The organism is Methanococcoides mangrovi, from assembly GCF_052057775.1.
Classification (GTDB): Archaea; Halobacteriota; Methanosarcinia; order Methanosarcinales; family Methanosarcinaceae; genus Methanococcoides.
The window spans coordinates 2305788-2330932 of the sequence record NZ_CP195121.1; the positions used below are offsets into that span (position 1 = coordinate 2305788).

The 25145-nt window shown below is 44.3% G+C and carries 24 protein-coding genes, 1 tRNA gene and 1 pseudogene; 18 read left to right on the forward strand and 8 right to left on the reverse strand.

Annotated features, from left to right (window positions below; translation table 11 throughout):
* Positions 1-8: 8 nt before the first annotated feature.
* Complete coding sequence (locus tag ACR3I3_RS11465; RefSeq protein ID WP_440952379.1) at positions 9-773, forward strand: MTAP family purine nucleoside phosphorylase; 765 nt, start codon at positions 9-11, stop codon at positions 771-773.
* A 278-nt stretch (positions 774-1051) separates the two neighbouring features.
* Here the strand turns inward: ACR3I3_RS11465 and ACR3I3_RS11470 are convergent, their stop codons facing one another.
* Positions 1052-2050, reverse strand: a complete 999-nt coding sequence (locus ACR3I3_RS11470) for an RAD55 family ATPase (protein ID WP_440952380.1) — start codon at positions 2048-2050, stop codon at positions 1052-1054.
* Between the two features lie 163 nt (positions 2051-2213).
* Between ACR3I3_RS11470 and ACR3I3_RS11475 the strand changes: the two genes are divergently transcribed.
* The 5 genes from ACR3I3_RS11475 to ACR3I3_RS11495 all read left to right on the forward strand — a co-directional run bounded on the left by ACR3I3_RS11475 (position 2214) and on the right by ACR3I3_RS11495 (position 6102).
* Positions 2214-4691: a DUF5814 domain-containing protein gene (locus ACR3I3_RS11475; RefSeq protein ID WP_440952381.1), complete on the forward strand. Its 2478-nt coding sequence runs from the start codon at positions 2214-2216 to the stop codon at positions 4689-4691.
* Between the two features lie 90 nt (positions 4692-4781).
* Positions 4782-5153: a DUF3467 domain-containing protein gene (locus ACR3I3_RS11480; RefSeq protein WP_440952382.1), complete on the forward strand. Its 372-nt coding sequence runs from the start codon at positions 4782-4784 to the stop codon at positions 5151-5153.
* 194 nt (positions 5154-5347) lie between these two features.
* Positions 5348-5572, forward strand: coding sequence for an LSM domain-containing protein (locus tag ACR3I3_RS11485; protein WP_048204964.1), 225 nt, complete (start codon positions 5348-5350; stop codon positions 5570-5572).
* A 26-nt stretch (positions 5573-5598) separates the two neighbouring features.
* On the forward strand, positions 5599-5952 hold the full coding sequence (locus ACR3I3_RS11490) for a helix-turn-helix transcriptional regulator (protein WP_440952383.1): 354 nt from the start codon (positions 5599-5601) through the stop codon (positions 5950-5952).
* Positions 5953-6024: 72 nt separating this feature from the next.
* Positions 6025-6102 (forward strand) — tRNA-Glu (locus ACR3I3_RS11495).
* Positions 6103-6305: 203 nt separating this feature from the next.
* Here the strand turns inward: ACR3I3_RS11495 and ACR3I3_RS11500 are convergent.
* On the reverse strand, positions 6306-9005 hold the full coding sequence (locus ACR3I3_RS11500; protein WP_440952384.1) for an FAD-binding and (Fe-S)-binding domain-containing protein: 2700 nt from the start codon (positions 9003-9005) through the stop codon (positions 6306-6308).
* Between the two features lie 348 nt (positions 9006-9353).
* Between ACR3I3_RS11500 and ACR3I3_RS11505 the strand changes: the two genes are divergently transcribed.
* Positions 9354-10097 carry a helix-turn-helix transcriptional regulator gene (locus ACR3I3_RS11505; protein ID WP_440952385.1) on the forward strand — a complete coding sequence of 248 codons (744 nt, stop codon included), beginning with the start codon at positions 9354-9356 and terminating at the stop codon, positions 10095-10097.
* A 36-nt stretch (positions 10098-10133) separates the two neighbouring features.
* Here the strand turns inward: ACR3I3_RS11505 and ACR3I3_RS11510 are convergent, their stop codons facing one another.
* On the reverse strand, positions 10134-11261 hold the full coding sequence (locus ACR3I3_RS11510) for a hypothetical protein (RefSeq protein WP_440952386.1): 1128 nt from the start codon (positions 11259-11261) through the stop codon (positions 10134-10136).
* 261 nt (positions 11262-11522) lie between these two features.
* Here ACR3I3_RS11510 and ACR3I3_RS11515 point away from each other — a divergent pair, with 261 nt between their 5' ends.
* From ACR3I3_RS11515 to ACR3I3_RS11525, 3 genes are all read left to right on the forward strand, one after another.
* Positions 11523-13817, forward strand: coding sequence for a CDC48 family AAA ATPase (locus ACR3I3_RS11515; protein ID WP_440952387.1), 2295 nt, complete (start codon positions 11523-11525; stop codon positions 13815-13817).
* A 198-nt stretch (positions 13818-14015) separates the two neighbouring features.
* Positions 14016-15290 (forward strand): Glu/Leu/Phe/Val family dehydrogenase, encoded by a 1275-nt coding sequence (locus ACR3I3_RS11520; RefSeq protein ID WP_440952388.1) that lies wholly within the window; start codon positions 14016-14018, stop codon positions 15288-15290.
* Positions 15291-15529: 239 nt separating this feature from the next.
* On the forward strand, positions 15530-15748 hold the full coding sequence (locus ACR3I3_RS11525; RefSeq protein WP_440952389.1) for a hypothetical protein: 219 nt from the start codon (positions 15530-15532) through the stop codon (positions 15746-15748).
* A gap of 102 nt (positions 15749-15850) precedes the next feature.
* Here ACR3I3_RS11525 and ACR3I3_RS11530 read toward each other — a convergent pair whose 3' ends face one another.
* Complete coding sequence (locus ACR3I3_RS11530) at positions 15851-16024, reverse strand: PLDc N-terminal domain-containing protein (protein WP_440952390.1); 174 nt, start codon at positions 16022-16024, stop codon at positions 15851-15853.
* Positions 16025-16149: 125 nt separating this feature from the next.
* Here ACR3I3_RS11530 and ACR3I3_RS11535 point away from each other — a divergent pair, with 125 nt between their 5' ends.
* Positions 16150-17364 (forward strand): MFS transporter, encoded by a 1215-nt coding sequence (locus ACR3I3_RS11535; protein WP_440952391.1) that lies wholly within the window; start codon positions 16150-16152, stop codon positions 17362-17364.
* 15 nt (positions 17365-17379) lie between these two features.
* Here the strand turns inward: ACR3I3_RS11535 and ACR3I3_RS11540 are convergent, their stop codons facing one another.
* The 4 genes from ACR3I3_RS11540 to ACR3I3_RS11555 form a co-directional block, all read right to left on the reverse strand.
* A complete protein-coding gene (locus ACR3I3_RS11540; RefSeq protein WP_440952392.1) occupies positions 17380-18216 on the reverse strand; it encodes an MBL fold metallo-hydrolase in 837 nt (278 codons plus the stop codon).
* Between the two features lie 99 nt (positions 18217-18315).
* A complete protein-coding gene (locus ACR3I3_RS11545; protein ID WP_440952393.1) occupies positions 18316-18942 on the reverse strand; it encodes a class I SAM-dependent methyltransferase in 627 nt (208 codons plus the stop codon).
* Between the two features lie 33 nt (positions 18943-18975).
* The gene (gene sfsA / locus ACR3I3_RS11550) at positions 18976-19716 is read right to left on the reverse strand and encodes a DNA/RNA nuclease SfsA (RefSeq protein WP_440952394.1); all 741 of its coding nucleotides are present in this window, start codon (positions 19714-19716) and stop codon (positions 18976-18978) included.
* Positions 19717-19779: 63 nt separating this feature from the next.
* The gene (locus tag ACR3I3_RS11555; protein ID WP_440952395.1) at positions 19780-20127 is read right to left on the reverse strand and encodes a DUF5518 domain-containing protein; all 348 of its coding nucleotides are present in this window, start codon (positions 20125-20127) and stop codon (positions 19780-19782) included.
* Positions 20128-20602: 475 nt separating this feature from the next.
* On the opposite strand from ACR3I3_RS11555, the gene ACR3I3_RS11560 reads away from it, so the two are divergent.
* The 7 genes and pseudogenes from ACR3I3_RS11560 to ACR3I3_RS11590 all read left to right on the forward strand — a co-directional run.
* A complete protein-coding gene (locus ACR3I3_RS11560) occupies positions 20603-21124 on the forward strand; it encodes a DUF367 family protein (RefSeq protein WP_440952396.1) in 522 nt (173 codons plus the stop codon).
* Positions 21125-21201: 77 nt separating this feature from the next.
* Positions 21202-21603 carry a TIGR00725 family protein gene (locus ACR3I3_RS11565; RefSeq protein WP_440953800.1) on the forward strand — a complete coding sequence of 134 codons (402 nt, stop codon included), beginning with the start codon at positions 21202-21204 and terminating at the stop codon, positions 21601-21603.
* A gap of 100 nt (positions 21604-21703) precedes the next feature.
* On the forward strand, positions 21704-21925 hold the full coding sequence (locus ACR3I3_RS11570; protein ID WP_440952397.1) for a sulfurtransferase TusA family protein: 222 nt from the start codon (positions 21704-21706) through the stop codon (positions 21923-21925).
* A gap of 17 nt (positions 21926-21942) precedes the next feature.
* Positions 21943-22380, forward strand: a complete 438-nt coding sequence (locus tag ACR3I3_RS11575) for a DsrE/DsrF/DrsH-like family protein (RefSeq protein WP_440952398.1) — start codon at positions 21943-21945, stop codon at positions 22378-22380.
* 30 nt (positions 22381-22410) lie between these two features.
* Positions 22411-22572, forward strand: a complete 162-nt coding sequence (locus tag ACR3I3_RS11580; RefSeq protein ID WP_440952399.1) for a rubredoxin — start codon at positions 22411-22413, stop codon at positions 22570-22572.
* Between the two features lie 49 nt (positions 22573-22621).
* Positions 22622-24112 carry a glutamate synthase-related protein gene (locus ACR3I3_RS11585; protein WP_440952400.1) on the forward strand — a complete coding sequence of 497 codons (1491 nt, stop codon included), beginning with the start codon at positions 22622-22624 and terminating at the stop codon, positions 24110-24112.
* A gap of 84 nt (positions 24113-24196) precedes the next feature.
* A pseudogene (locus tag ACR3I3_RS11590) lies at positions 24197-25123 on the forward strand (lyase family protein); the annotation flags it as partial.
* Positions 25124-25145: the final 22 nt, after the last annotated feature.

Below are 25145 nucleotides of genomic sequence, written 5' to 3' on the forward strand. Positions count from 1 at the left end.
CAACACACATGAAAATAGATGCAGCAATACTTGGTGGCGTAGGATTTACTTCTTTTATAGATGGATCTGCAAAGATCGTCAATACTCCCTACGGAGATGTTGGCGTATATATTGTCAAAATAAACAATAAGAACATAGCGATCGTCCCCAGACATTCAGGAGCTGCTGAACATGTTCCACCCCATATGATCAATTACAGAGCAAATATAGGGGCAATAAAGGAGATCGGTGCAGAAAAGATAATAGCCACCAATTCGGTCGGAACCATGAAAGGGCATGCAATAGGCAGTTTTGTCGTGCCTGATGATTTTGTTGACCTGACAAAGACACGCATATCCACCTTCTATGACAAGAACACAATCCATGTTGATATGACAGAGCCATATTGTCCCGAGATCAGCGAGTGTATCATGGAAACACTTGAGAAAAAAGGCCTTCAATATACCAGGGGAACTTACGTATGTACCGAAGGGCCACGTTTTGAGACACGTTCAGAGATCAGGATGATGAGCATGATAGGGGATATTGTAGGCATGACGGGACTTCCGGAAGTAGTCCTTGCAAGGGAACTGGAACTATGCTATGCTTCCATCTGCACAATAACGAACCAGGCATGCGGAATGACCGATAACAGGATCACAGCCGATGAGGTCGTCGATGAACTTGGCACGAAAAAAGATGTGCTTATGGAAGTGCTCACAGATATTATCGACAACCTTCCGGAAGCCCGTGAATGCGAATGCAAAAACGCTACACAGGGAGCACGTCTCTAATGCAGGAATCGATAAAAGGAACAGACACCAGGAATGATCTGAGGCCGGGAAAGGTCCGATCATCCATAATAGATATCCAGGCAGAATTCAAAAAGATGAAGAAGTAAAAGAAACAGAAAGAACCAAGGGATTAATTAGGTTAAAAATTAGGATAGATCAAGGATAAGTAAGATATCGATTTAGGATAATTCAAGGAATAAATAAAGGTAAAAATTAGGGAGAGATTTTGGTAAATAATTTAAAGATATCGCATGCTGATGTGCCTGCAGTACATTTGATCATGCAATATCTCTTGATGTATCAATGTTAATTCCTTCTGATACATTGAACTTGATAATATCTGTTTTTGGTGCCATTCCCCTTATCTTGGGTATAGATAGCTTGTTCATGAGCTTATCGGGATGCTTTTCAACTTCCACATCAAATATTACATCTGATGAATTGAGGATGTCGTTCTCGGCCTGTTCATTATGACTGCCTTTTAAACTATAAAGGTAGGTTATGCCCTTTGTTTCCTTGGTAGTCTCATAGAGCAGATTGATCAAACGCTTGAGAAGTCCCGGATTTACATTGAGGTTCATGAAGAAAGAGAAATTATCAAAAATGATATTGATCTCTTCACCATGGGATTCACTCAGTATGTTTCTCAAGTTATATTCAGTAAATTCGATGATCTTGGAATCAACATGACCATTACCCAGATTGTCTACCATATCCCCCATGGAAGTGAAATAGTATTCACTATATATGTCCACAAATATGACATTTGAAGGGTCAAGATTCATGTTCATCATGTCCTGACGCAAGTACTTTGGCCTGCGGGCTGTGGTAAAATAATATGTTTTACGGGACTGTGTAAACTCATAGAAGAATATCTCCGACATTGACCTCGGATCTGCTGAAAAATAGACCAATGAATTCAAAGGAAGACCTCCTTCAAGAGTCCTGTCCAATACATATATCCCGGTAGGGACGATAACCGGGCCCCCATAATTATTTTTGGGCGTTGCAACTGCTTCATTTGAGACGGCCGTTTCAATTTCACAACTGGCCTCCAGTACATCAGCAGATTCTAAAACGCCGGTAGAAGCCATAGACCCCATGAAGACATCAGGATCATCCCCCATTTCGCTTCCCTGAACAACGGTGCGAAGCTCTATTTTCCGTTCTACCTGAGACGCCTCTGCTAGAGGCATATCCTGTTCTGTCGCCCTTCTACGCTGCGACATCCTCGGAGTTACTATTACCTCCGTACCTACGGAAAGCTGACTTGACAAATTGATCCCACCGATGCATAATCCGGTTAGTTATATCCAATTGTACATATGTGTGGACATGCATATAAATCGAATGAACACATGTGGACACATGAACTACAACCATCGATAGATCCAGAATAAATATGATTTATATACAAGTAGATCACTTTGAAACCAAAAAATGACTCTGTGGACATTTCTCAAGGCCGAGAAGGCAAAGGTCATCGTAATGGCCATCAAGGACAGGAAACGTCTCCCCCAGTTCACAGGAGAGCTGATCCTGAGGAAAACGGATGCAGGGGCACGCCCCCACAAGTTCAGGATCTTCAGGGACGATCGGGATGAGCTCCGCCCACCTCAGGAGTTCATAGACCTGCTACGGATGTCGGAGCGTATCCTTATAGACATCGAAAGCGAAAAGAAAGGAATCGAAGATATAAAGGAACTGCTATCAGGTTTCCATCTTGAATGGGAACATGTGCACGTGTGCAGGTTCTGCGTCCTTAAGAGCAGATTCAATTTTATCAATAAAAAGTCTATAAAGTACCACCATGAGCTGATCTGCGAAGAATGTGCAAAAGAAGAGCTAAACCGCGCACTTCGAAATGCACACAGCTATTTCGGCGATGAGGCTGCAGAACGTATACAGGAAGTTATGCTCAATACAAGGGATCTTGACCGAACAATAGGGATGTTAAGCCCGGAGGAGCTTGATCTTGAATACACCCGCTTTGATACCATAGAGGCCCAGCCACAGATCAAACAGATAAAGATCAGGGACATACCCCTTTCAAAGAAGTTCAAGAATATTCTTCTCAAGAAGTCCGACACCCTTCTGCCGGTACAATCCCTTTCTGTAGAAAAAGGATTATTGAAACGCAGGAACCAGCTTGTAACATCTGTTACAGCTACCGGAAAAACACTGATAGGAGAGATTGCCGGTATAGAGAACATCCTCCGTGGCCGTGGAAAGATGCTGTATCTTGTACCGCTTGTAGCGCTGGCGAACCAGAAATATGACCAGTTCAACAGGAGATATTCCGAACTCGGGATAAAAACCTCAATAAGAGTTGGAAGCTCCAGGATACGGACCTCAAAGACAAGATCTATGAGGAGAACACTTGATTCGGACATAATTGTGGCCACATATGAAGGTCTTGACTACATACTGAGATCACAGGATTCGGACCTACTGGGGCAGATCGGCTCTGTTGTTATCGATGAAGTACATATGATAGAGGACTCCGAGCGTGGCCACAGGCTGGACGGCCTTATAGGAAGGCTAAAGTATGTGGCGTCAGGGGCTCAGTTCATCTACCTCTCAGCTACCGTGGCAAAACCGCAACTTCTCGCAAAAAAGCTTGGTGCAGACCTTGTAGAATACGAGTACAGGCCCGTTCCCATTGAACGTCACCTGCTGTTCTGCCCGGAGAGCAACAAGATAAGGCTGATGTCAAAGCTTGTACGTGATGAGTACAACAAGACTTCATCCAAAGGTCACAAAGGACAGACCATCATTTTCACCAATTCCCGAAGGAACTGCCACCGTATAGCTCAGGCACTCCCGATATCCGCTGCCCCATACCATGCCGGCCTTTCCATGGAGGAGAGGAAGAAGGTAGAGAGACGTTTCGAAAAAGGAGAGCTGCCGGTAGTGGTCACGACAGCTGCACTCGCAGCGGGCGTTGATTTTCCGGCATCACAGGTAATATTCGAATCCCTTTCAATGGGTATAGAATGGCTGACAATGCAGGAATTCCTGCAGATGCTGGGACGAGCAGGAAGACCGGATTTCCATGACAGAGGGGTGGTAGTGGTACTTGCCACACCGCAGAAGAGCTATACAAGCGAGCAGGCCGGAACCGAGGAAGAGATCGCCATCAAACTCCTTAACGGCGAGATGGAACACACCGAAGTGGAATACGGCGAAGAAGAGCAGATGGAAGAAATACTGGCAAATGCTGCTGTTACCTCATCCAGACAAGACCTTGAGGCCATACACCGGAACATGCTGGGATCATATTCATTGAAAGAACTGATCTCAAGGCTCCAGAAAAAGAAGTTCCTGACCATTAAAGAAGATAACATATCCCTTACGAAGTTCGGAAGCATTGCTGCGGGTCATTTCCTTTCCGTTTCAAAGGCTTTCCTGATACGGGATGCAGTGCTCTCAGAGCGCCGGCCAGTGGAAATTATAACAAACCTCGAATTTTTTGAAGCAGTCTATTTCAAATATGCATCGCAGATATCCACCGCACTGAAGATCAATATGCCTTCAAGGGTTTTCCAGGGAGCTTCCATGGACATAGTGCTTGAGGGCGAAAACCTTTCAAAGCTGGAGATGAAAATGCAGGACCAGATCCTTAACTTCGCAACGGATTTCCTGACATGTGGCTGCAAGGAAAGCCCCTATTGCGGCTGCCCGGAGAGACTGTTCTCGGAAAAGATCATCGATCTGCGTGTGGATGGATATGACCCTGTGCAGATCGTGAGGTATCTAGAGGATAAATACGGAATTACGGCTTATCCGGGAGACCTCCTTGGATACCTGGATGATGCGATACGCAACCTTGATGCAGTTGAAAAGATAGCAAAGGCATATTCAAAGAAGGATCTGGCACATTCGGCAAAGCACCTTAAGAAACTGATCGAAGGGTAAAAAGCGCCCGACCTTAAAACAACAAAACCTTTAAGGCATGCTAACAATTACTTCCCAAAAACAGGTATGGCTTTTGAAGGATACATTACCATGACAGAAGAGAACAACAATCCTGAAGGTAAGATGGCAAAGAAGTTGAAGATTGAGATCAGAAAGCCTGAAGATTTCAAGCAGGTATATGCCATCGGGGCGCTTGGTGGGCACAGCCCCTATGATTTCAGGATCGGATTCTACAATGACAGCCCAAAGGGATTTGACAAGACGTCCAATTCACAGGTTATACAGAGGAGCATTGAGACAGAGATCATACTTTCACCTCTTGCAGCACTGGAGCTATCCAACTGGCTCGGGCAGCACATAAGGGATTATGAAGCAATGTTCGGACCGATAACCAGGGTGCAGAAGCAACCACAAAAGGTCGAACAAACCGAGGATACAGCCGAGATACAGGGCTACATCTGAAAAACCAAAAGGAAATCTAAAAAGTCAATTGAATATCTGCCTCAGTGACGGGCTTTAATAGCAGTTTGTTCAGGCTTTTAATCGGCAGCCATAAATAGTAGGTTTAACAGTTTACTTTTTCCAATAAGTAGTAACAGATATTACATATTATATTGATTATTTATCTTTAAATTAATAAGTGTGAGGAAACGAACTTGTTCCCAAATAAGAAAGTTCAGAAACTTGTAGGATCTAAGGTCCAGGTAGAGATGAAAGGCAACCAGCATATTCTTGAAGGTAAATTGGAAAGTGCTGATGATTATCTTAACCTTCACCTTGTGGACACTGTTGAGATAGCTGACGGACAGCGCCTTCGCTCTCTCGGTTCCGTTGTATTGAGAGGAAACAACATAATCCTGATCGTACCTGTAGAGAACTGAAACCTTTTATTTTCCGGACATAGACCATGGAAATAGAAGAAAAGACCCTTAAATTAATAGGCGATAGCAAAGAAGGTGTCTACCAGAACGAGCTCTGGAAGCTTTTGGATATCGACAGCCGTAAGTGCTCAAGGATACTCACCAAGCTAATGGACGCAAACCTGATCACACGTGAGTCCGCTGTCAATAACGGCGCAAGGACATACCTGATCAAAGTAGTTGCACCTGAAGAAGAATCATTTGATCTTCTCCTTGCAGGAGGGCTTTTTTCCCCATGTGCAGGCTGCAGGTTAGCCTGCCAGCCCGAATACTGCGAACTGCTATCCAACTGGATCCACCAGCTAACCCTGGAAGACGAACAAAGCGAGACCGAAGAGTAAGCCCCAAACCGACAGCTATATATACCTCAAATGCTTTATAGGGGCTGCTTCAAGGTGAGCAAAAAACAGCGTGCTCCGGTAGTGTAGTCCGGCCAATCATTCCGGCCTTTCGAGCCGAAGACTCGGGTTCGAATCCCGGCCGGAGCACCAAACATCTTTTAAACTTCTTTTGGTTCAAATTAGTTTTCAAATAGCTTTCTTTAGATTTGGTCCTGTATTTCAATAATTCAATTTTTTGGAACAATTAGAAGAGGTTCCACTTAGTTTTGGATTTGTTCTGGATAACAACACTAAGGCAGAAAAAGAGATAAAAAATAGAATCAGGAAGGAGGGTTGAAATACACCAACCCTCCTCAGTCTTGACGGCGGTGCATGCAGCTGGTTCCAAGAATTTCGATCGCCTGGTTCATGAACTGGCCGATGGACTCTGCAGGATCATAGGTCACTTCAATCCCCATTGAGTCACACAGGAGATCAGTGATATCCTTCTGCCTTACAGGCGCTTTCATCATATTTGAAGTGAGGTTTAGCTGTGAAGCGCATCCTGCACAATTGGTAACAACGTAATCTGCACCTGTTTCAACGGCCTCACCAATACGTTTCTGTCCGCAATGAGCTACCGTTGGGATATCATTGAATGCTGTCACGATACCACAGCAAAGTGCATCTTCCCTGTTGTGCTCCATTTCCACGAATTCCACACCCGGAATGGCATTGATCACATTCCTCGGATGGTCATAAGCATTGAACCACCTGGAAACGTGGCATGCATCGTGGTATGTTACCTTCCTGTCAAGCGGTTTTTCAAGCTCCAGCCTGCCATCCCTGATAAGTTCGTCAAGCAGGACGACCACATGCTTTGTCTCAACATCCCATTCAAGGCCAAGCATCTTCGCAATGGCAGAGTACTGTTCTGTGAAAGTCGCAAAACATCCGGGACAAGAGAAAAGGAGGGTTTTAATGCCTTTTTCGTTAATGAGATTGATATTCTTCTCAACCGATCTTACGAAATCATCTGTGTACCCTCCAAGAGCAAGATAAAGACCACAGCAGATATTCTCCTGCTCCCCAAGATTTACAAGCTCGATCCCTGCTTTGTCAAGTATCCTCACTATGTTCTGAGGCATGTTCTTGGTTACAGCGGATGACCAGCAACCGGGCCAGTAACCAATTGTTCCCGTATCAACCATATTGATATCATCGGTCTTCCAGTCAAGAGCTTCCTTAGGAAGTCCCCAGAAATTCCCGGAACTGAGCACATTCTGCCGGATCAGGCCAAGACCGGTGTTCTCAAAGTTCTTACCACCCATGACACCACGCAGGTTTATGAACTGATGAGCTATATTCAGGTCTGTCTGACATTTATTGTCACATTTCTTACAGGTGGAACACAGGGACATGATACTTGCGAGCTCTTCATCGAATTCGATGTTACCTTTGAGATACTCAGAAAGCAGGTACCACTTACCCCTTGGAGATCTGCTCTCCCAGGGAGATGCATCATATACGGTACATGTGGTCTTGCAGGCCCCGCATTGGGCACAGATGAAAACATCCTGCCCTATTTCCTCAGGCAGCTTATCAGCACACTTGTATTCCACTTCCTTTCCATCCATGATCTTACCTACAAGACTCATGACGGATTTTCCTTTGCTGGCACCTTTCATGGCAATGGAAAGCTGCTTTATCGGAGAGTTCTTTTCAGCAGAAGGTGGCAGGACCTTTCCAGGGTTCATTATACATTCGGGATCGAACTCTTTCTTAAAAGCGACGATTCTCTCAAACAGGTCTTTGCCCAGAAGTTCCTTTGACCCATCGGTAAAGAACATGCCTGTGGAAGTCAGTCTTCCGCCGTGCTTCTTAGCAATATCTGTCACAATTAGGGAAGAGGAGAATTTCAGAGGGTAGTTCGTTTTCCTTTCATCTGCCAGCATGAATCCCATCATGATGAACCTTTCAGGAGTTTCCATTATGCCTTCAAAGACAAAATCCCCCTTGAACTTCTTATCAACCGACTTCAGGAAATCGCTCATAGAAGAAACAGGTACGATCAGTTCACTGGCAATCAATGAAGGACCAAGACGTTTGAGCCTCATGGTACGGAAACGGTTTTCCCACTCATGCATGGCAAGTTTCTCTGAAAGAACTTCACCATTGTGTCTTCTGACAAACCCTTCAATTTCGGATGAGACATCAGGAGATGATGCAGGATAGACAAATTGTGCAAGATACTTTCCCATTGGAAGTGCAGTCTCTTTTGCAGCCTTCTGACTCAGTTCGACATACCCGGGAGTCTGGATGCTCACTGACCAGACATGAGTTCCTGTTCTTCGAATTTCATCCAGTGCAGACTGCAATTTCTTTTCATCATCGAACGCTGCAAGGACAGTAATGTGCTCTTCATCCTTTTTCACATTAATTCTGACTTTGGTGATAATGCCGGTAATGCCCTCGAGTGAATAAACAAGATCAATATCATTTCCTTCCATTACCTTCAGATTACCCTGTGGATCGACCGTTTCCACGGAGACGATATTATCCCTGAACGTACCGTACTCATAGCTGCCAATTCCACTGCCACCCTGTGCAACCCATCCGGCAACTGTGGATGTAGGAGCGCTGCTTGGATAAAGGCGCAGCGTCAATCCGCTCCTTTTAAGCTTCCTGTCGAGTTCGGACCAGACAACGCCGGGCTCAACTTCCGCAGTTAGAGCTTCAGCATCAATTGAGATCACATCTGCCATCCTGGCAAGATCAATGACAATTCCATTTGAAACAGGAACAGCGCCACCAAAACCACTGGATGCTGCTCCCCTTGGAATGACAGGGACCTTGTTCTCATTTGCGAGTTTCACAAGAGCAGAGATTTCATCAGCATTTAAAGGCTGAACAACTGCATCGGGAATTGTGGATATCGCCTTTTTGACAGAATCCGGAATAACTCCCACATCATGAGAATATACCATTCTTTCAAGTTTACTGAAAGATACACGATCTTCAAATATTTCTTCAAGCTGGCTTTTCAAACCATCGTTAATTCCATTATTGGTCATGGATCATCCCTCATTATCCTGATTTTTAATTCACGTTTTTGTTCTGGGAACTGTAGATGGTTAATGCATTAACAATTGAGAATTAGATTTGAATTTATATAACCTAACCTCCTACTGTATCGTAAAAACACAAAAAAAAGAGAAGGGGATGTGATAATCAAAGCTGTTAAAAAACAGCAGGGCGTTAAAAAATTGTAAAGCCAGATCAACATATATATTGGAATGGAACTAAATAGAATTGTAAACAAATACCATTCCCGGCATACAGGAAAAAGATCAAAAATGCAAGCTTCACTTATCGATACAATATTTCTTTCAGAGAAAAGGAAAAACTTACTTCTGCTTCTAATGGACGGACCGAAGGATATCGATGAGATCAAGGAAGTTCTTGATGTTACATCCAGCGCCATGCTTCCGCAGATCAAGAAGCTGAGAAAACTTGACCTTATCGAATACGATGACAGGTTTTATTCATTGACAGATGCTGCAAGGATACTTGTCAGGAAAATGGAACCACTTCTTGGTACCATTGAAGTCTTTGAAGACAACTATGAGTACTGGATAAGCCGTCATCTCAACTGTATCCCGGAGGAATTTCGCGACAGGCTATGGGATCTGAAGAACTGTGAGCTCAAAAGGCCTGATATGATCTACATTTTTGAGCCACCAAAGGAATTTAATGAAAGCCTTGCAAAATCAGCAAGTATCGATACCCTCGCGTCCTTTTTCCACCCACAGTGCCCTCATAACTATGCCATGCTTGCTAAAAGAGGTATCAAAATAAAGTTGATACTGACAAAAGCCGTGTTTGACAGGATGAAAAAGGATAATGAAAAGGAACTGAAGATCATACTTGAGTCAGAAAGGTCAGAACTTTTCGTTCTGAAAGAAGAGATCCCGATCGGCTCGATATCGGTCACTGATAATATCATTATGATATCACTTCTGAACAAAGAAATGGTAATAGATCACCTGAAACTTACAAGCTATGATCCACAGGCACTCCAGTGGGGACTTGGCCTGATCGGGTATTTCAAAAACATATCAATACCTGTAGATAAGGAAAGAATGCTTCAGGAAATTAGTAAATAAAGAAGAGTTATATAAAAAAAGATCCACCTCATTACCTTATAAAACCCCTCTATCGGGATCAATGGGTGAAGGAATGAAAATATGGTCCACATGACCTCCCCGATCCAATTTATCGTCTTCTTTGACAAAATTGTACATATATATCTTTTTGTGCTTTCTCTTGATCCTGAACAGCTTATTCAGGATATCAGCCATATTTTGATCTGTCGACCAGAATAATAATCCGGCAACATCATGTTCTTTTGCCAGATCCACAGAGAACGCGATCAATGATCTGATTACTTTTTTATCCAGATGTGGTACGTACGCGTCCTTCATCTGCATGGTCTTGATATCCTTTTCAGAGAGTACAATATCAAATACAAGATATCCGACCAATTCGCCATTTTGCGTATCCACACACCTGACCACATACCGTTTATCAGCGACAGCTTCTGAGAAGTATAACCATCTCAGTGTCTCTGCATCCCTGCATAGTGTTGTTACATTTTCCTTTCTGTTCTTTTCCCACAATTCTGTGAAAGAATCATCACAATCTGTGGCTACAGAGCATTTGTAATGATCTGGCTGTAGCTTAAAGCTCATCTTATCAGTAAACCATCGAAAAAAAGGCGAGATCAACTTAATGGGAAATACCGATGCTTCTATCAGAGGCCGTAAACTATGGGATGTAAGGTTTGTCTGTACATATAGATCATACATTTTCCCATAATCACGAATATGCCAATATTCCATATTCTTAAAGGGGACATCCATCTCAGAAGCTCCGAATTTAGAGTATATTTTTGCAGCGACCTCATTAGGCGTGGTATGGAGCAATAGCCTGAAATGTTCCTGCCTGTCAAATGACAATGTCAGCCGGATACTGGTAACTCCACGTACCGAAGGTCGTACGTATAGAGAAGTAGCAGCCACAGCAATATCATCTTCCCCTTTTATCTGATATTTTACAGGTATATTTCCCAGAAAACCAACAATTTCCGATTCATCTTCTTCGATGACCCATCCATAAGGGATCGCCTGATCCATCCAGGGATTGTTGGTCCACCACATATCGAAACGACGCTTCCAGATCTCAGTAGGAACCCCCAGTCCTTCCTTCAAGAGATCTGCCAGTTCTGAAAAGTCCTTTTCATTCACCGGACGTATTATTGTTGATGGCATGATGCTCTATTAAATAATAGTGTGATGATCACATATATAATCATATCATTAAATCGCCACAGAATAATATTAAATTCTCAATGAACAATGATCCTGCTTTTTGTAATTTGCAAAGCCTTGGGTATAAGAATTGTTTCCAATTTAAATGATCAGACCTTTAAGATCATATTGAAATCAAATGTTAAGATCTAACTCCCAAACAATAATAAATACCTGAAGCTGATATATAATCTACTAAGATCATCTGTGGGAGATGGGTAGATGCCATTAAGTGTAGAAAAAGGCAATTCTAATGGGGAAAGTATCAAACTAAAGGTAGCTGAGGCAACCCAGGAAGATGTGGGGAAAGGTATCGTACGTATCGATCCTGCCTACAGGGATAAGCTTGATGTAAGTGAATACGGGGTCTTAGAGATCGAGGGGAACCGTGTAACATCTGCACTCACGATCAACACCAATCCTGCCGATGCCGGACTTGATATAATAAGGATGGACGGACTTATACGGGCCAACGCGAAGGTCAGCATCGGAGATTATGTAGAGGTCAGGAAAGCAGAGTGGAAGGAAGCTATCAATGTAGTTCTCGCACCTGTGAGCAAAGGAATGCACATTTCTGCCTCAAGTAATATCCTTGCATCGGTTTTCAGGAACAGGACGGTTTCAAAAGGAGATTTCATCTCTACCACACATTTCAGGAGATCAAAGGAAAGTCCTGCAAGAAGCATGATGTTCGAGGACATGTTCAGTGACATTTTTGATCTATCATTTGGTCTGGGTGAAATCAAGATGCAGGTGATCTCAACCAACCCAAAAGGTATTGTCAAGATAACAGAAATGACCGAACTCCAGCTGCTGCCCGAAGCTGTAGAACTCCCGCCCGAGCATTCGATACCCACGGTGATGTACGAAGACCTAGGAGGCATCAAACCTGCTATTTCAAAAGTGCGGGAAATGATCGAACTCCCGTTGAAGCACCCGGAACTGTTCGACAGGCTTGGTATCGAACCCCCCAGAGGGGTATTGCTGCACGGACCACCGGGAACCGGTAAGACAATGCTGGCAAGAGCAGTTGCCAATGAATCTGATGCTTATTTTATCTCGATCAACGGTCCGGAGATCATGTCCAAATACTATGGCGAATCCGAGCACCAGATACGAGAGATCTTTGACGAAGCAGAAAAGAATGCACCGGCCATTATATTCCTTGATGAGATCGATTCCATCGCACCGAAGAGAGCGGAGGTCACCGGAGAGGTCGAAAGGAGGGTCGTCTCACAACTACTCTCTTTGATGGATGGTCTCAAGGAAAGGAAGAACGTCATCGTTATCGGTGCGACAAATCGACCCGAAGCACTGGACATGGCACTGCGCCGACCCGGAAGGTTCGACCGCGAGATCGTACTGCATGTACCTGACCAGGACGGCAGGCTGGAAATATTCCAGATCCACACCCGCGGAATGCCACTGGCAGATGACGTGGAACTTAATGAACTGGCGGAGACAACATATGGTTTTGTGGGAGCGGATATTGCAGCCCTTTGTCGTGAAGCAGCAATGAGTTCTCTCAGGAGGGTACTGCCTAAGATCAATCTCGAAGACGAACATATCCCGGAAGATATCCTTGAAAAGCTTAGCGTCACCGCCGAAGATTTCAAACTGGCACAGAAGGATGTGGAACCCTCTGCAATGCGCGAGATCATGATCGAGACACCAAATGTCGGATGGGACGATGTCGGCGGACTTGAGGACGTCAAGGAGCTGCTAAAGGAAGCTGTTGAGTGGCCGCTCAAGAACCCCGAATCCTTCCATCGCATCGGAGTTGAAGCACCCAAAGGAGTTTTACTTTATGGGCCACCGGGAACCGGTAAGACTATGCTGGCAAAGGCTATTGCACACGAATCCAATGCCAACTTCATAGCTGCCAAAGGTAGTGACCTTCTTTCAAAATGGTACGGGGAATCTGAAAAGCACATCTCCGAAATGTTCTCGCGTGCACGACAGGTGGCACCATCAATCGTTTTCCTTGATGAGCTTGATGCACTTGCACCAATACGTGGAAGTGCAATTGGAGAACCTCAGGTCACTGAGCGTATTGTTAACCAGCTACTTTCAGAACTTGACGGTCTGGAAGAACTGCACGGAGTTGTGATCATAGGTGCTACAAACAGGCCCGACATAATCGATCCGGCATTGATACGTCCGGGAAGATTCGATGAACTTATACTTGTTCCTGTTCCCGATCTGCCCACCAGGCGCAAGATCTTTGATGTACACATCCGGAAAATGGCACTTGCAGATGATGTGAATATCGATGAGCTTGTAAATGCAACAGACAAGTTCACTGGAGCCGATGTCGCAGCGGTCTGTAAAAAAGCAGGACGTTTTGCACTTCGTGAAGACCTGATGGCAAAAGAAGTATCACAAAAGCATTTCCTTAAAGCGATCGATGAAACGGGAGCATCAGTAACCTCTGATACCATGAAATATTATGAGGATCTGAAAGGTGACCTTAAAACAAAGAGGTCCAGGGAAATAGAAAGTCCGTTCTACGCCTGATCGCTGATGACTGATGCTCAATGAACATCATGTAACCGGGGATCACAATTATCATTGGAACAGCATTCCTATTGGAAATACCACCATTTCGTTGCCTTTTGGACGTTGACCTAAAAACACAATGGGGATCTGACATTATAATTAAAGAATAGCAGCTCTACAGGATACTGCCAGCGTAAATGTTCAGGAGGTGTAAGTTTGAAACAAAATAAGATCGAAAGGATACATTCAGATAGTGCGAGGACCTGCAAACTGTGCATGGAGGAGATGGAAACCCTCTACGAGCATCTTGCAATGTCAACGGATGAGATCGACCTTCTCGATATGCCAAAACGGTCTTTTACAGTACATTTTCCCGTTCGTATGGATTCCGGAAAAGTGAAGATGTTCATAGGTCACAGGGTACAGTATAATGATGCGCGTGGACCCACCAAAGGTGGAATACGATATCATCCTGAACTTACCATTGAATATCTTCAGGACCTTGCGTTCCTGATGTCCATAAAATGCGCTCTGGTCAACATACCTTTCGGAGGAGCAAAAGGTGGAATAGTTGTCAATACCCGGGAGCTTAGCAGAGGTGAACTTGAGAGAGTAACACGAGCTTACATAAGAGAGATCGCAGACTACATCGGACCTTTCAAGGATATTCCTGCACCTGATGTATATACTGATGAACAGATCATGGTATGGATACTTGACGAGTTCGAGAAGATAAGAAGAGAACACACACCTTCCATCGTCACCGGCAAACCTGTTGAACTTGGAGGAAGCCATGTTAGGAAATATTCCACATCCCTTGGTGGTGTCTTCATACTTGAAGAAGCCCTGAGGAAACTTGATATCGACAGGTCCGAACTTTGTGTCGCCATACAGGGATTTGGAAAAGTAGGATCAAATGTCGCACGTATCCTCTATGAGAAAGGCTTCACTGTATGTGCAGTAAGCGACTCAAAGGGAGGAATATACAAACCAGAAGGTCTCGATATCAAGAAGGTCATCGACCACAAGACCGGAACCGGAAGCGTTATAGATCTCCCGGAAAGCCAGAACATAACAAATGAACAGCTGTTGGCACTTGATTGTGGAATACTCATACCTGCAGCACTTTCAAATCAGATCAAGCGTGAGAATGTAAACGATGTTAAAGCAAAAATTATTCTTGAACTTGCCAATGCACCTCTCACAATGGAAGCAAGCCGCACACTAATTGACAGGTCGGTACTGATAATACCTGACATACTTGCAAACGCCGGTGGTGTTGTTGTCAGCTACTTTGAATGGATACAGAACCTCAGTCAGGACTACTGGGAAGAGGACAAGGTCCTTGAAAGGCTTCGTGAGAAAATGATAACAGCCTTTGAAAAGGTACATGACATTTGCCTTGAGCAAAATTGCAGTATGAGACGGGCAGCATTGCAATTCGCAATCCAGAGAATACTGTACGCAGAGAGACTGCGTGGGAATCTTTGATCTCTTTTTTCTTTAAATCTATTTAAATCCATTTTAATTTGTTTTAATTTGTTTTAACTTATTAGGTATTACTTTTTCCCCCGCTTTAATTTCATACATTGCAATTAAATACAAATAAAGACCATTTAGAGTGGAAGAGCATTACTCACGGCCTCAGTGATGATCTAACTTTTGAAGCAGCCGCTTTTGAACAATGGACAAACTTTCGGACTAACTATCAGATTTATGGATGGTCAATCATGGGAATAATCGACAAAAGACAGAGTATTATCAGTGAAGTAGCAGGATTCTTGTTCGTCATTGCCAGCATAAGCAATTTCCTTGGTATTAACATACCGGTATTGTCGAACAGCGGAATAGGTCTCTTTCAGAACGTAATATTATTGATCCTTGGACTATACCTGATGACCTACAAGAAAATTGCAGGCGGACTGGCTTCACGATCCAAGAACAGGTAAATCATTTATTTATTCTATCCGAGCCGGCTGCTCCCTAAAACCTTTTTGTAATATTAGAATGTCGCTTTAAAGAACAAAAAGATCAAAAAAGCTGACAGGAGATTATTTCCTGCCTAAGAAATAGTATGCAGCAGCACCAATAATGCCGAACAGAAGTGCAGCGATTATCCACAAAACTTTCATTGCACCGCTTAATCTTTTATTCTGTGTCACTACATCGTAGATGACCCAGATAACCGATGCGAGTACAATAATTCCCCATATTGTTTCTAGCATAATTTAAACCTCCAGTGATATATTTACATGATTAATATTTAATACTTTCTTGAAAATCCCCTAAAAACAGCAACAAGACATAACCCTACTTTCTTTTATACCATACATCATAGATTAATGAACATATGGCAACTTCTGAACATCCGATAGATCGCCAGCTCTATATCCTCTCAATATCCAAGATATTCAAGGACCTTGCTACCGGAATGCTGGTGTTCATCATCCCCCTGTATGTTGCGAACATGGATTCCATGATACTGCAGGATATGCCAGCCGTTCTTAAAGCAGGACTTGCAACAACTGTCTTTGGTCTTGCGAATTCCCTTTCACAGCCATATATGGGCAGGCTAAGTGAGCGGCTTGACAGAAGGAAACTCTTCCTGATACTTGGTTACATGATCTTCGCGATCATTTGTTATATATACGCGATCTCAGGCTATTTTGAATCGATACTCTTCTTCAGGATAATACAGGGAATTGCAATAGGTGCAACCATCCCTGCCATCGTTACAATGGTCACACACCTGTCCGCTTCAACGGCCAGGGGACAGGCAATAGGCATCTACTCCAGCCTCAGGGGTGCAGCCTTTGGAATTGGGGCAATGGTAGGTGGAGCTGTTGTCACATATCAAGGATTCGTTGCCGGTTTCTACGCCAGTGCAACCCTCGTACTGCTAAGCACTGTCCTTATAGTCCTCTTCGTAAAGGAAACAAAAGCACCGGATATAAAAACCGGAGATAATGCATCGACTGAAGGACCGTTCATGATCAAAATACTCTCCATTGCAATGTTCATGATGCTCGTAGGCATAATGCTCATACTCTCCCTCCTGCCTGCCTACCAGACAAGACTAGAAGCAAGCGAGTTCCTGCTGGGGATCGCAATTTCCGCGTATGTGATATCAAGGATCATCTTTCAGGTACCCATCGGAATTCTCTCGGACAGGTTCGGAAGAAAGTATCCCATACTTGCAGGCATCTTCTTTAATGCGATCATTGTCTATGCCCTTGGACAGGTGGATAATGTGAATTCCCTTATCCTGCTGAGGTTGCTTCAGGGAATCGCTATGGCAGCAGTAGAAACACCCCTGCTGGCACTTGCAGTTGAACTTTCAGGAGAGAACAAGGTAAGCAGCAGGGTCAGCACCATAACCAGCGCCCAGGCAGCAGGAGTAGCTGTCGGTCCTTTGCTTGGGGGCATCCTTGGAGGATACGTCAGCTTTGAAACACCTTTCAACATCAGCAGCCTGCTGATTATCCTTTCCGGATTTATGGTATGGGCTGCATTAAGGAAGCATCATGGAGATACAAATAATTCCAGATCTTCTGGAATCCATTAAGAAATGCGGGGAAGATCAGGAAATATCCACATCCATTCTCAAATGAGCCTCGAAAGTCCTTACCACCAGCGGATTGACAGGCATACCTTTCAGATCCAGCCCTTCCAAAACCTTCTCCCAGGACTCCGATGAGAATTTCAGGACCGACTCATGCACTTTCCTGACATATTCTATTCCGTTATCGATCTCCTTATAGACTTCCTCACCCTCTGCCGGATCAGCCCATGATGACAAAAGCACCTTCAAGTCATCGATCCCCCTGAGCTTCCTGAGAGATGAAAGCACCCCGGAAGCGTCATCATAGATAGGAATATCACCAACCAGAGGAATAGCATCGCCTGAGAAAAGCACATTGTCCGGAGATAATAGCAAAGATATCGAACCTTTCGAATGACCTGGAGTGTAAATGACCCTCAGGAAAAGACCCTCACCAAGGTCGATCACATCCCCATCCCCAAGTATACGGTCTACTTTCACAGGACCACCGGTAAGATCACTAAAATTAGGAATAGGACGCTCACGGAACTGGACTTCGGGATGTTCCATCCACTCTATGGCATTCCTGTGGGCAGCCACCTCACAGCCGGTCAGTTCCTTTATCACAGGAGTAGCTCCAATGTGGTCCGCATGGGAATGAGTCTGCACAATCAATGAGATCTCATTAGGTTCCCTTCCTGTCCTTCTCATATAGTCAAAGATGGTCTGCTCAGAAGAAGCAACACCACAATCCACAAGGCAAACGTCCTTTCCATAGATGAGATAGGCATATACGAATCGTTCGACCACAATACCGGAGTCGGTGGTAAGGCTGAAAGGTATCTTTATGGCATGGACGTGTTCTGTTACCTGCATTTTACATCTCCTGTTCGTATTCTGATCATTTCCGATTCATATTAAGATATCCGGTTCATGTTCGATTTATTTCAAATTCATCTTTCAAACTTTAGCTTATCATTTAATTGCAATAATCGTTATCCAGTTGTTTTCCGGCACCTCATCTATCTCCACAGAAGAGAAGCCTGCAGCTTCAAGCAGTTCCCTGTAATCCCGGGCAGAAAAGATGTTCATACCTTCCACTTCATTGTAAGGTGTGTTCCTTTCCTCAAAGCTGGCATGTTCATACATCTCATTGACTATCAGAACCCTTCCATCATCTTTGAGCACACGCCTGACCTCTTTTAGGTCCTCTACGATATCCGGCCAGAAATAACAGGTCTCAAAGGCTGTCACAATATCGAACATCCCATCAGGGAATGGCAATTCAGAGACAGAGGAATGTATTATGGTCACATGCCCCCTTTCAACAGCCTCCCTGTTAAACACGGTAGCAAGCTCGACCATCTCGGGAGAATGATCAATTCCATAGACCTTCCCGGCCTCCACTATGTCACCCAGTATACTCACAGCCCGGCCACCGCCACAGCCTACATCAAGTATCCATGAATCCGGTCTGATGGAGATATGGCCAAGACCCCATCTCCAGAGCTCATAATGGTGCTCGTTCATATCCATACCCACTTTTTTGCCCTCTTCACCGGAAGGTTTTGCATGGATCCTAACAACATCTTCTATACTCAATCAGATCATCTCCAAATTATTATTAACAGTATCTCATCCCCATCCATCACACAAAGGGATGTTACCCCTGTAAACAATTTCCCGATCTTCATAACTGAAAACCAAAGGACAGACATTAACACCAGCATTTACAGCATCCCTGAAAGCACCTGCAAGATCAGGATCAATTATCTCGTTGGGTGCAAAACAGCAGGCATCCTGCCTGAAAATAAGTATAAGAAGAAGGGCTTCATCTCCGCCCCTGACGGCTTTTCCCAGCTCATCAATATGCTTCTTCCCTCTTAAGGTCGGAGCATCAGGGAATATTGCTTTTCTGCCATTGATGAGAGTGCAGCCTTTTACTTCCACCCACACCTTCGCGTCACCTTTCCCAAGAAGGAAATCCAGTCTGCTATCCCCGAACTTCTGCTCGGCTGCAATCGAATCCATTCCTTCGGGCAAAGGACTTACCTCATTCCGGATGGCCCATTCCGCTATCCTGCGATGGAATGCTGAATTTATAAGGATCCATCCATCATCAGCTTTAGCGGCAATGACATCCCAGCCGGTCTTTCTGTTGGGATTGGAAGCTTTTTTCAGGAGGAGTTCGTTTCCCGGATACAGCAGGTCCTCAAGCCTGCCGGGGTCATGTATGTGGACCTTCTCATCACGTATTTCTGAAGGTGAACCGGAAAATGAGGTAATGTCAACTACACCTAGGAAACGATTGGGTCTGGAAAGCAATCTGGCTTCAGCATCCCAGGCGATCTCCATGACAACTTTTCTCTCAGACATATTTCTGCCTCATGAAGGGAAAATAAAGTTCAAAGTTCCGGATGTAAGAATGTAAGCGGAAACTTACCTTTTATCCGCTACAGCCCCACCTACAACTGCACCAATGATACCGAATATCGCAGTGTAGCTCACAATCGCCAATGTGATGATGATACCTGATCCTGCAAGGATCGCACCCAGAACAGGAACATCCGCAAGCAGGACCGCAAGGGCACCTGAAAGCATGAATCCGGGGATCGCTGCCAGTACAGACATCAATACACCAACTTTGAATCCTCCAAAAGCACCTTCTTCAGCGACATATCCTCCAATAAAACCCCCGAAGAAAGGTGAAAGTGCATTTATCAATGGCAGCATATAAAGAACCACTGTGCAAATAAGTCCGATCATTGCTCCTTTTATAATATTCATAAGAACATATCCTGTTGCTATTAGTAGTGCAGTATAAACACATGAACACATTATGTAATTATCTGTTGATAAGAAAAAATAGAATGAAACAGAAAAACCTTATTTTCACAAAAACACACATAATGCTTATTTTTAGAGTGTTTACAGCGTTAACTCTTAAATAGTAGTATATCATTTCACCAATACTGAAGGGCATTACTAAAAACGATGCGAGAATGTCTTTGAGGAAAAACGAATACTACCACCACTTTGAACCTGATACTGAGATACCTTGGTATCAGGATTCATACCACTTTTGTACATACAGATCATTCAGGATCTTTTTACAGGATAATGTATTCCAGTTGAAAACTTGTTCTTTCGAACTCTTGTGATATACCATTCCTGATCCCGTAGATCATCTTAGGCATTTTCAATCTTTTCAAAATAACCGATCCCAAAAAGTATAACCTTAAAAAGCAACAATTGGTGCATCATGGAAAAACAGAAAATGAAAAGATATCACCTTCACATTTATCACGCACGCCAGTGTGACCCGAAGAAATGCACGGGAAAAAAGATGGCAAGATTTGACCTTGCGCACCTTTTCGACAAGGTCCAGAAGATCCCCCGTGGTTCAATACTTCTCGATCCGATGGCCGAACAGGCATTGTCCCCGGCAGACCGGGACGAGCAGAACATAACTGTACTTGACTGTTCCTGGGAAACAGTTGAGGAAGTTTTCCCGCAACTTGTGAGATTGCAGCTTAAGCACAGGGCCCTTCCTTATCTTGTAGCTGCCAATCCTGTGAACTTCGGCCGGCCTTTCAAGCTCAACTCGGTAGAAGCATTTGCAGCAGCCCTTTACATACTTGGAAATAAAGAACAGGCCGAGGAGATCCTTTCAAAGTTCAACTGGGGCCATACATTCCTGGAGGTCAATAAAGAGCCACTTGAAGACTATTCAAAAGCAAAGGACAGCAAAGACATAATCCGGATACAGAGCGAATACATCTGACTTCCAGAAAGGAGTTTGAGATATTGATACAGATCGGCGTAATAGGTGCAGGTTACTGTGATGAAAACGTAGCTGACATGGCTGAAGCTGTCGGTGCCGGGATCGCAAAGAACAATGCGACCCTTATCTGCGGTGGCCTGGGTGGGGTTATGGAAGCCGCAGCAAAGGGATGTAAAGCAGAAAGTGGACAGACCATAGGGATCCTTCCAGGTGATAAAAAAGAAGATGCAAACCAGTATATAGATCATGTGATCGTGACCGCAATGAGCCATGCAAGAAATGCGATAATCGCACGTTCATGTGATGCACTGATAGCTGTCGATGGGGAATATGGCACACTATCGGAAATAGCTCTCGCACTCAAGATGGAAAAACCCGTGGTAACCCTTAGGTCAAAGTGGAATATCGAAGGTGCATGGGTTGCAGCAAGTCCGGAAGATGCTGTCGAGATCGCAATGCGGTTAATTTTGACAAGGTAACAATACTTTAATAGTAGTACTCGGATACTTAATTTAGGACTTATTTGTGTTGCTATACCACATTTATGACCTATACGAAATTATGGCGGAGGTAAATGAAATGGCAGATATAGAAATAGACACCAGAGGAGAAACATGTCCTGTTCCTCTCGTAGAGTGCCGAAAAGCTTTGAAGAAGGCAGCTCCGGGAGATGAAGTAACTGTTCTTGGAACACACCCCGCTTCAAAAAAAGAAATTCCAATGGCCTGTAAGGCACTGGGACTTGAGATCATTGGTGTTGAAGAAAAAGACAATGAGTGGAAGATAAAGATAAGAAGATAAGTTTCAGGGGGGTTAACATGACCGATATGGCAGATCCTGCCGATAAGGCCGTTATTATTGTCCATAGTGGGGATATGGACAAACTTTACAGCGCACTTATAATTGGAAATGGTGCACTTGCAATGGGAATGGATGTTTCCATGTATTTCACATTCTGGGGGCTTCAGCGTCTTAAAAAAGGCGGACTTGAAAAGGGTCCTTTATCCAAGATGAACATGCTGGGACTTGGAAAATGGATGATAAACAAACGAATGAAAGCATCAAATGTTGCTTCTCTTGAAAAGCTCATGAACGACTACAAGGAACTGGGTGGAAAGATACTCGCATGTGAGATGACAATGGAGATCATGGGAGTAAAGGCCGGAGACCTTCGTACGGAGTGGATCGATGAGTATGGTGCAGTGGGTACCTATGTCAATGAGGCAAGGGATGCAAAGATAACATTGTTCATTTAAATGAAACATAACAAAGGAGTGTGAAATGAAATGACTGGATACAGATGTAACGTTTGTAACACTTTTGAGTACGACGATGAAGAAGGCAACGCTGAAATGGGTATTGCACCGGGAACAAAACCAGAGGATTTTCCTGACGACTGGAAATGTCCTATCTGTGGTTCAGACAAAAACCACCTGATGGCAGTCTGATACTTTTTTCTTTTATCTTTCTTATAAACAAAAGGGGGCTTTTTTCGGGATGACCGAATACCGATGTAGCGTATGTGGTGCATTTGAATATGATGATTCAAGGGGAGATTCGAAAACCGGAATAAAACCCGGAACAAAACCGGAAGATTTTCCTGATGACTGGCACTGCCCGATATGCGGTGCCGACAAGAATCACCAGATGCCTGTTGAGAAGGAAGAGATAGAAGAGATAACATCAGAAGAGATCGTAATCTGTCCAAAATGTGGTACAAAGAGCAGGATAACAGTATCTGAATTTGGAAAGGTAGATATCAGCGGTTATCTTGGAGAGTGGAAGAGGACCACGGATATTACCGAAACTTACATGGATGATATTCATAAAATATCTGTTACAGGTGAATCCATCCTCGAACCGATGAGGACTACACACTACATACTTTCCTGGAACGAGGTTCTCATTAAAGGAGCACAGCTTGCAAAGATCCCTCTAAACGAAGATGAACCTGTCAATACTACAACGGTAATCGGACCAAAAGCAGAACAACCTCTTGTTATCGAAACTCCTGTGTTCATCACCCACATGTCCTACGGAGCTTTGTCAAAAGAAGTAAAACAATCTCTTGCAATGGGAAGTGCTGCCGTAAAGACCGCAATGTGCTCGGGTGAAGGCGGTATCCTTAAAGAAAGCATGGAGAAAGCTTACAAATACATTTTCGAGTATGTCCCTAACAAATACAGTGTCACCGAAGATAACCTGAAGAAAGTGGATGCCATCGAGATAAAGATAGGACAGTCTGCCAAACCTGGAATGGGTGGACACCTGCCTGCCGAGAAGGTCACACATGAACTGGCAGAGATCAGGGGATTCACTGAAGGTACTGACATCGTAAGTCCGGCACATTTCGATGACATCAGGAACAAAGATGACCTGAAAGCAAAGGTCAAATGGTTAAGAGAAACTTCCGGAGGAAAGCCCGTCGGTATTAAAATGGCAGCAGGCAATATAGAAGCCGACCTTGAGGTTGCTGTCTATGCTGAACCCGATTTCATTACCATTGACGGCAGACCCGGAGCCACAGCCGCTGCATCGAAATTCGTCAAGAACGCAACGTCTGTTCCAACTATATTCGCACTCTATCGTGCAAGGAAATTCCTTGATGAAAAGGGGATAAAAGATGTCTCACTGATAATCACAGGAGGCCTGAGGGTATCCTCCGATTTTGCAAAAGCACTGGCAATTGGTGCTGATGCCATTGCCATAGGTACAGCAGCTCTCATGGCTTGTGCCTGCCAGCAATACAGGCAATGTGATACCGGGAAATGTCCTGTAGGTGTCACAACGCAAAACCCTGAGCTGCGAGCCAGGCTGAAGATCGAAATTTCTGCTAAGAAGCTTGAGAACTTTCTGAGAGTGTCAACAGAAGAGCTTCAGAACTTTGCAAGGATCACCGGAAATGATGATGTCCACAAGTTAAGCATCAACGATCTTTGCACTACAAATTCCGAGATCTCAGACCATACAGAGATCGAACATGTCTGAAATCTGATCCATGATTTTGAAATGGTAAATCACTGAAGATAACGGGGGGGTTATATCCGTTTAGAGAGAGATACACTTGGGGAAGTGAAAGTACCTGAGGATGCCTATTACGGCCCTCAGACAACAAGAGCAGTTGAAAATTTCAAGGTCAGTCACCAGAGGCTTCCCCCTTCTTTCATAAAGGCACAGGCTGCAATAAAGATAGCATCAGCAAGTGTAAATATGGAAGCTGGAAAACTGGATACCACAAAAGGAGAAGCTATCATCAGGGCTGCATCCGAAGTAAGAAAAGGAAAGTTCGATGACCAGTTCGTGGTTGATGCCTTCCAGTCGGGTGCCGGAACCTCACAAAACATGAACGCTAACGAGGTAATTGCAAACCGGGCACTGGAGATACTCGGTTTTGAAAAAGGACGATACGATGTGATACATCCGAATGACCATGTGAACATGTCTCAGTCCTCAAATGATACCACACACACTGCCATCCACATAGCAGCTGTGGAGACCATCAATGCAGAACTCATGCCTTCACTGGCGGAAATGCTGATCGTCCTTGCTGAAAAATCCACTGAGTTCATGGGAATCGTCAAACCTGGAAGAACACACCTGCAGGATGCGGTACCAGTAACAATTGGGCAGGAATTCTCAGGATATGCACAAATGCTGGAACTTGGGATAAAGAGCCTTGAGGTATCCCTTGATGGACTTTAGGAACTTAACATGGGAGGCACAGCTGTAGGTACCGGACTGAATGCACCGGAGAATTTTGGTCACCTTGCAGTAAAAGAACTGGGTGTTATCACCGGACAGGATTTCAGGCTTGCTCATAATCTGTTTGAGGCCACTCAGTCCGCAGAGGCCATTCTCGGAGCATCGGCCGCATTGAGGGGCATTGCCATAAGTTTTATCAAGATCGCGAACGACCTGCGGCTTCTTTCAAGCGGTCCGCGAACAGGCATAGGGGAGATCAACCTTCCGGCAGTACAACCCGGTTCGTCCATCATGCCCGGTAAAGTGAACCCCGTAATGG

What these genes read in the sequence shown, in the direction of transcription:
- ACR3I3_RS11465 (WP_440952379.1), top strand. Translation starts at nt 9, where the DNA reads ATGAAAATAGATGCAGCAATACTTGGTGGCGTAGGATTTACTTCTTTT.
- ACR3I3_RS11475 (WP_440952381.1), top strand. Translation starts at nt 2,214, where the DNA reads ATGACTCTGTGGACATTTCTCAAGGCCGAGAAGGCAAAGGTCATCGTA.
- ACR3I3_RS11480 (WP_440952382.1), top strand. Translation starts at nt 4,782, where the DNA reads ATGACAGAAGAGAACAACAATCCTGAAGGTAAGATGGCAAAGAAGTTG.
- ACR3I3_RS11490 (WP_440952383.1), top strand. Translation starts at nt 5,599, where the DNA reads ATGGAAATAGAAGAAAAGACCCTTAAATTAATAGGCGATAGCAAAGAA.
- ACR3I3_RS11500 (WP_440952384.1), bottom strand. Translation starts at nt 9,005, where the DNA reads ATGACCAATAATGGAATTAACGATGGTTTGAAAAGCCAGCTTGAAGAA.
- ACR3I3_RS11505 (WP_440952385.1), top strand. Translation starts at nt 9,354, where the DNA reads ATGGACGGACCGAAGGATATCGATGAGATCAAGGAAGTTCTTGATGTT.
- ACR3I3_RS11510 (WP_440952386.1), bottom strand. Translation starts at nt 11,261, where the DNA reads ATGCCATCAACAATAATACGTCCGGTGAATGAAAAGGACTTTTCAGAA.
- ACR3I3_RS11515 (WP_440952387.1), top strand. Translation starts at nt 11,523, where the DNA reads ATGCCATTAAGTGTAGAAAAAGGCAATTCTAATGGGGAAAGTATCAAA.
- ACR3I3_RS11525 (WP_440952389.1), top strand. Translation starts at nt 15,530, where the DNA reads ATGGGAATAATCGACAAAAGACAGAGTATTATCAGTGAAGTAGCAGGA.
- ACR3I3_RS11530 (WP_440952390.1), bottom strand. Translation starts at nt 16,024, where the DNA reads ATGCTAGAAACAATATGGGGAATTATTGTACTCGCATCGGTTATCTGG.
- ACR3I3_RS11535 (WP_440952391.1), top strand. Translation starts at nt 16,150, where the DNA reads ATGGCAACTTCTGAACATCCGATAGATCGCCAGCTCTATATCCTCTCA.
- ACR3I3_RS11540 (WP_440952392.1), bottom strand. Translation starts at nt 18,216, where the DNA reads ATGCAGGTAACAGAACACGTCCATGCCATAAAGATACCTTTCAGCCTT.
- sfsA (WP_440952394.1), bottom strand. Translation starts at nt 19,716, where the DNA reads ATGTCTGAGAGAAAAGTTGTCATGGAGATCGCCTGGGATGCTGAAGCC.
- ACR3I3_RS11555 (WP_440952395.1), bottom strand. Translation starts at nt 20,127, where the DNA reads ATGAATATTATAAAAGGAGCAATGATCGGACTTATTTGCACAGTGGTT.
- ACR3I3_RS11560 (WP_440952396.1), top strand. Translation starts at nt 20,603, where the DNA reads ATGGAAAAACAGAAAATGAAAAGATATCACCTTCACATTTATCACGCA.
- ACR3I3_RS11565 (WP_440953800.1), top strand. Translation starts at nt 21,202, where the DNA reads ATGGCTGAAGCTGTCGGTGCCGGGATCGCAAAGAACAATGCGACCCTT.
- ACR3I3_RS11570 (WP_440952397.1), top strand. Translation starts at nt 21,704, where the DNA reads ATGGCAGATATAGAAATAGACACCAGAGGAGAAACATGTCCTGTTCCT.
- ACR3I3_RS11575 (WP_440952398.1), top strand. Translation starts at nt 21,943, where the DNA reads ATGACCGATATGGCAGATCCTGCCGATAAGGCCGTTATTATTGTCCAT.
- ACR3I3_RS11580 (WP_440952399.1), top strand. Translation starts at nt 22,411, where the DNA reads ATGACTGGATACAGATGTAACGTTTGTAACACTTTTGAGTACGACGAT.
- ACR3I3_RS11585 (WP_440952400.1), top strand. Translation starts at nt 22,622, where the DNA reads ATGACCGAATACCGATGTAGCGTATGTGGTGCATTTGAATATGATGAT.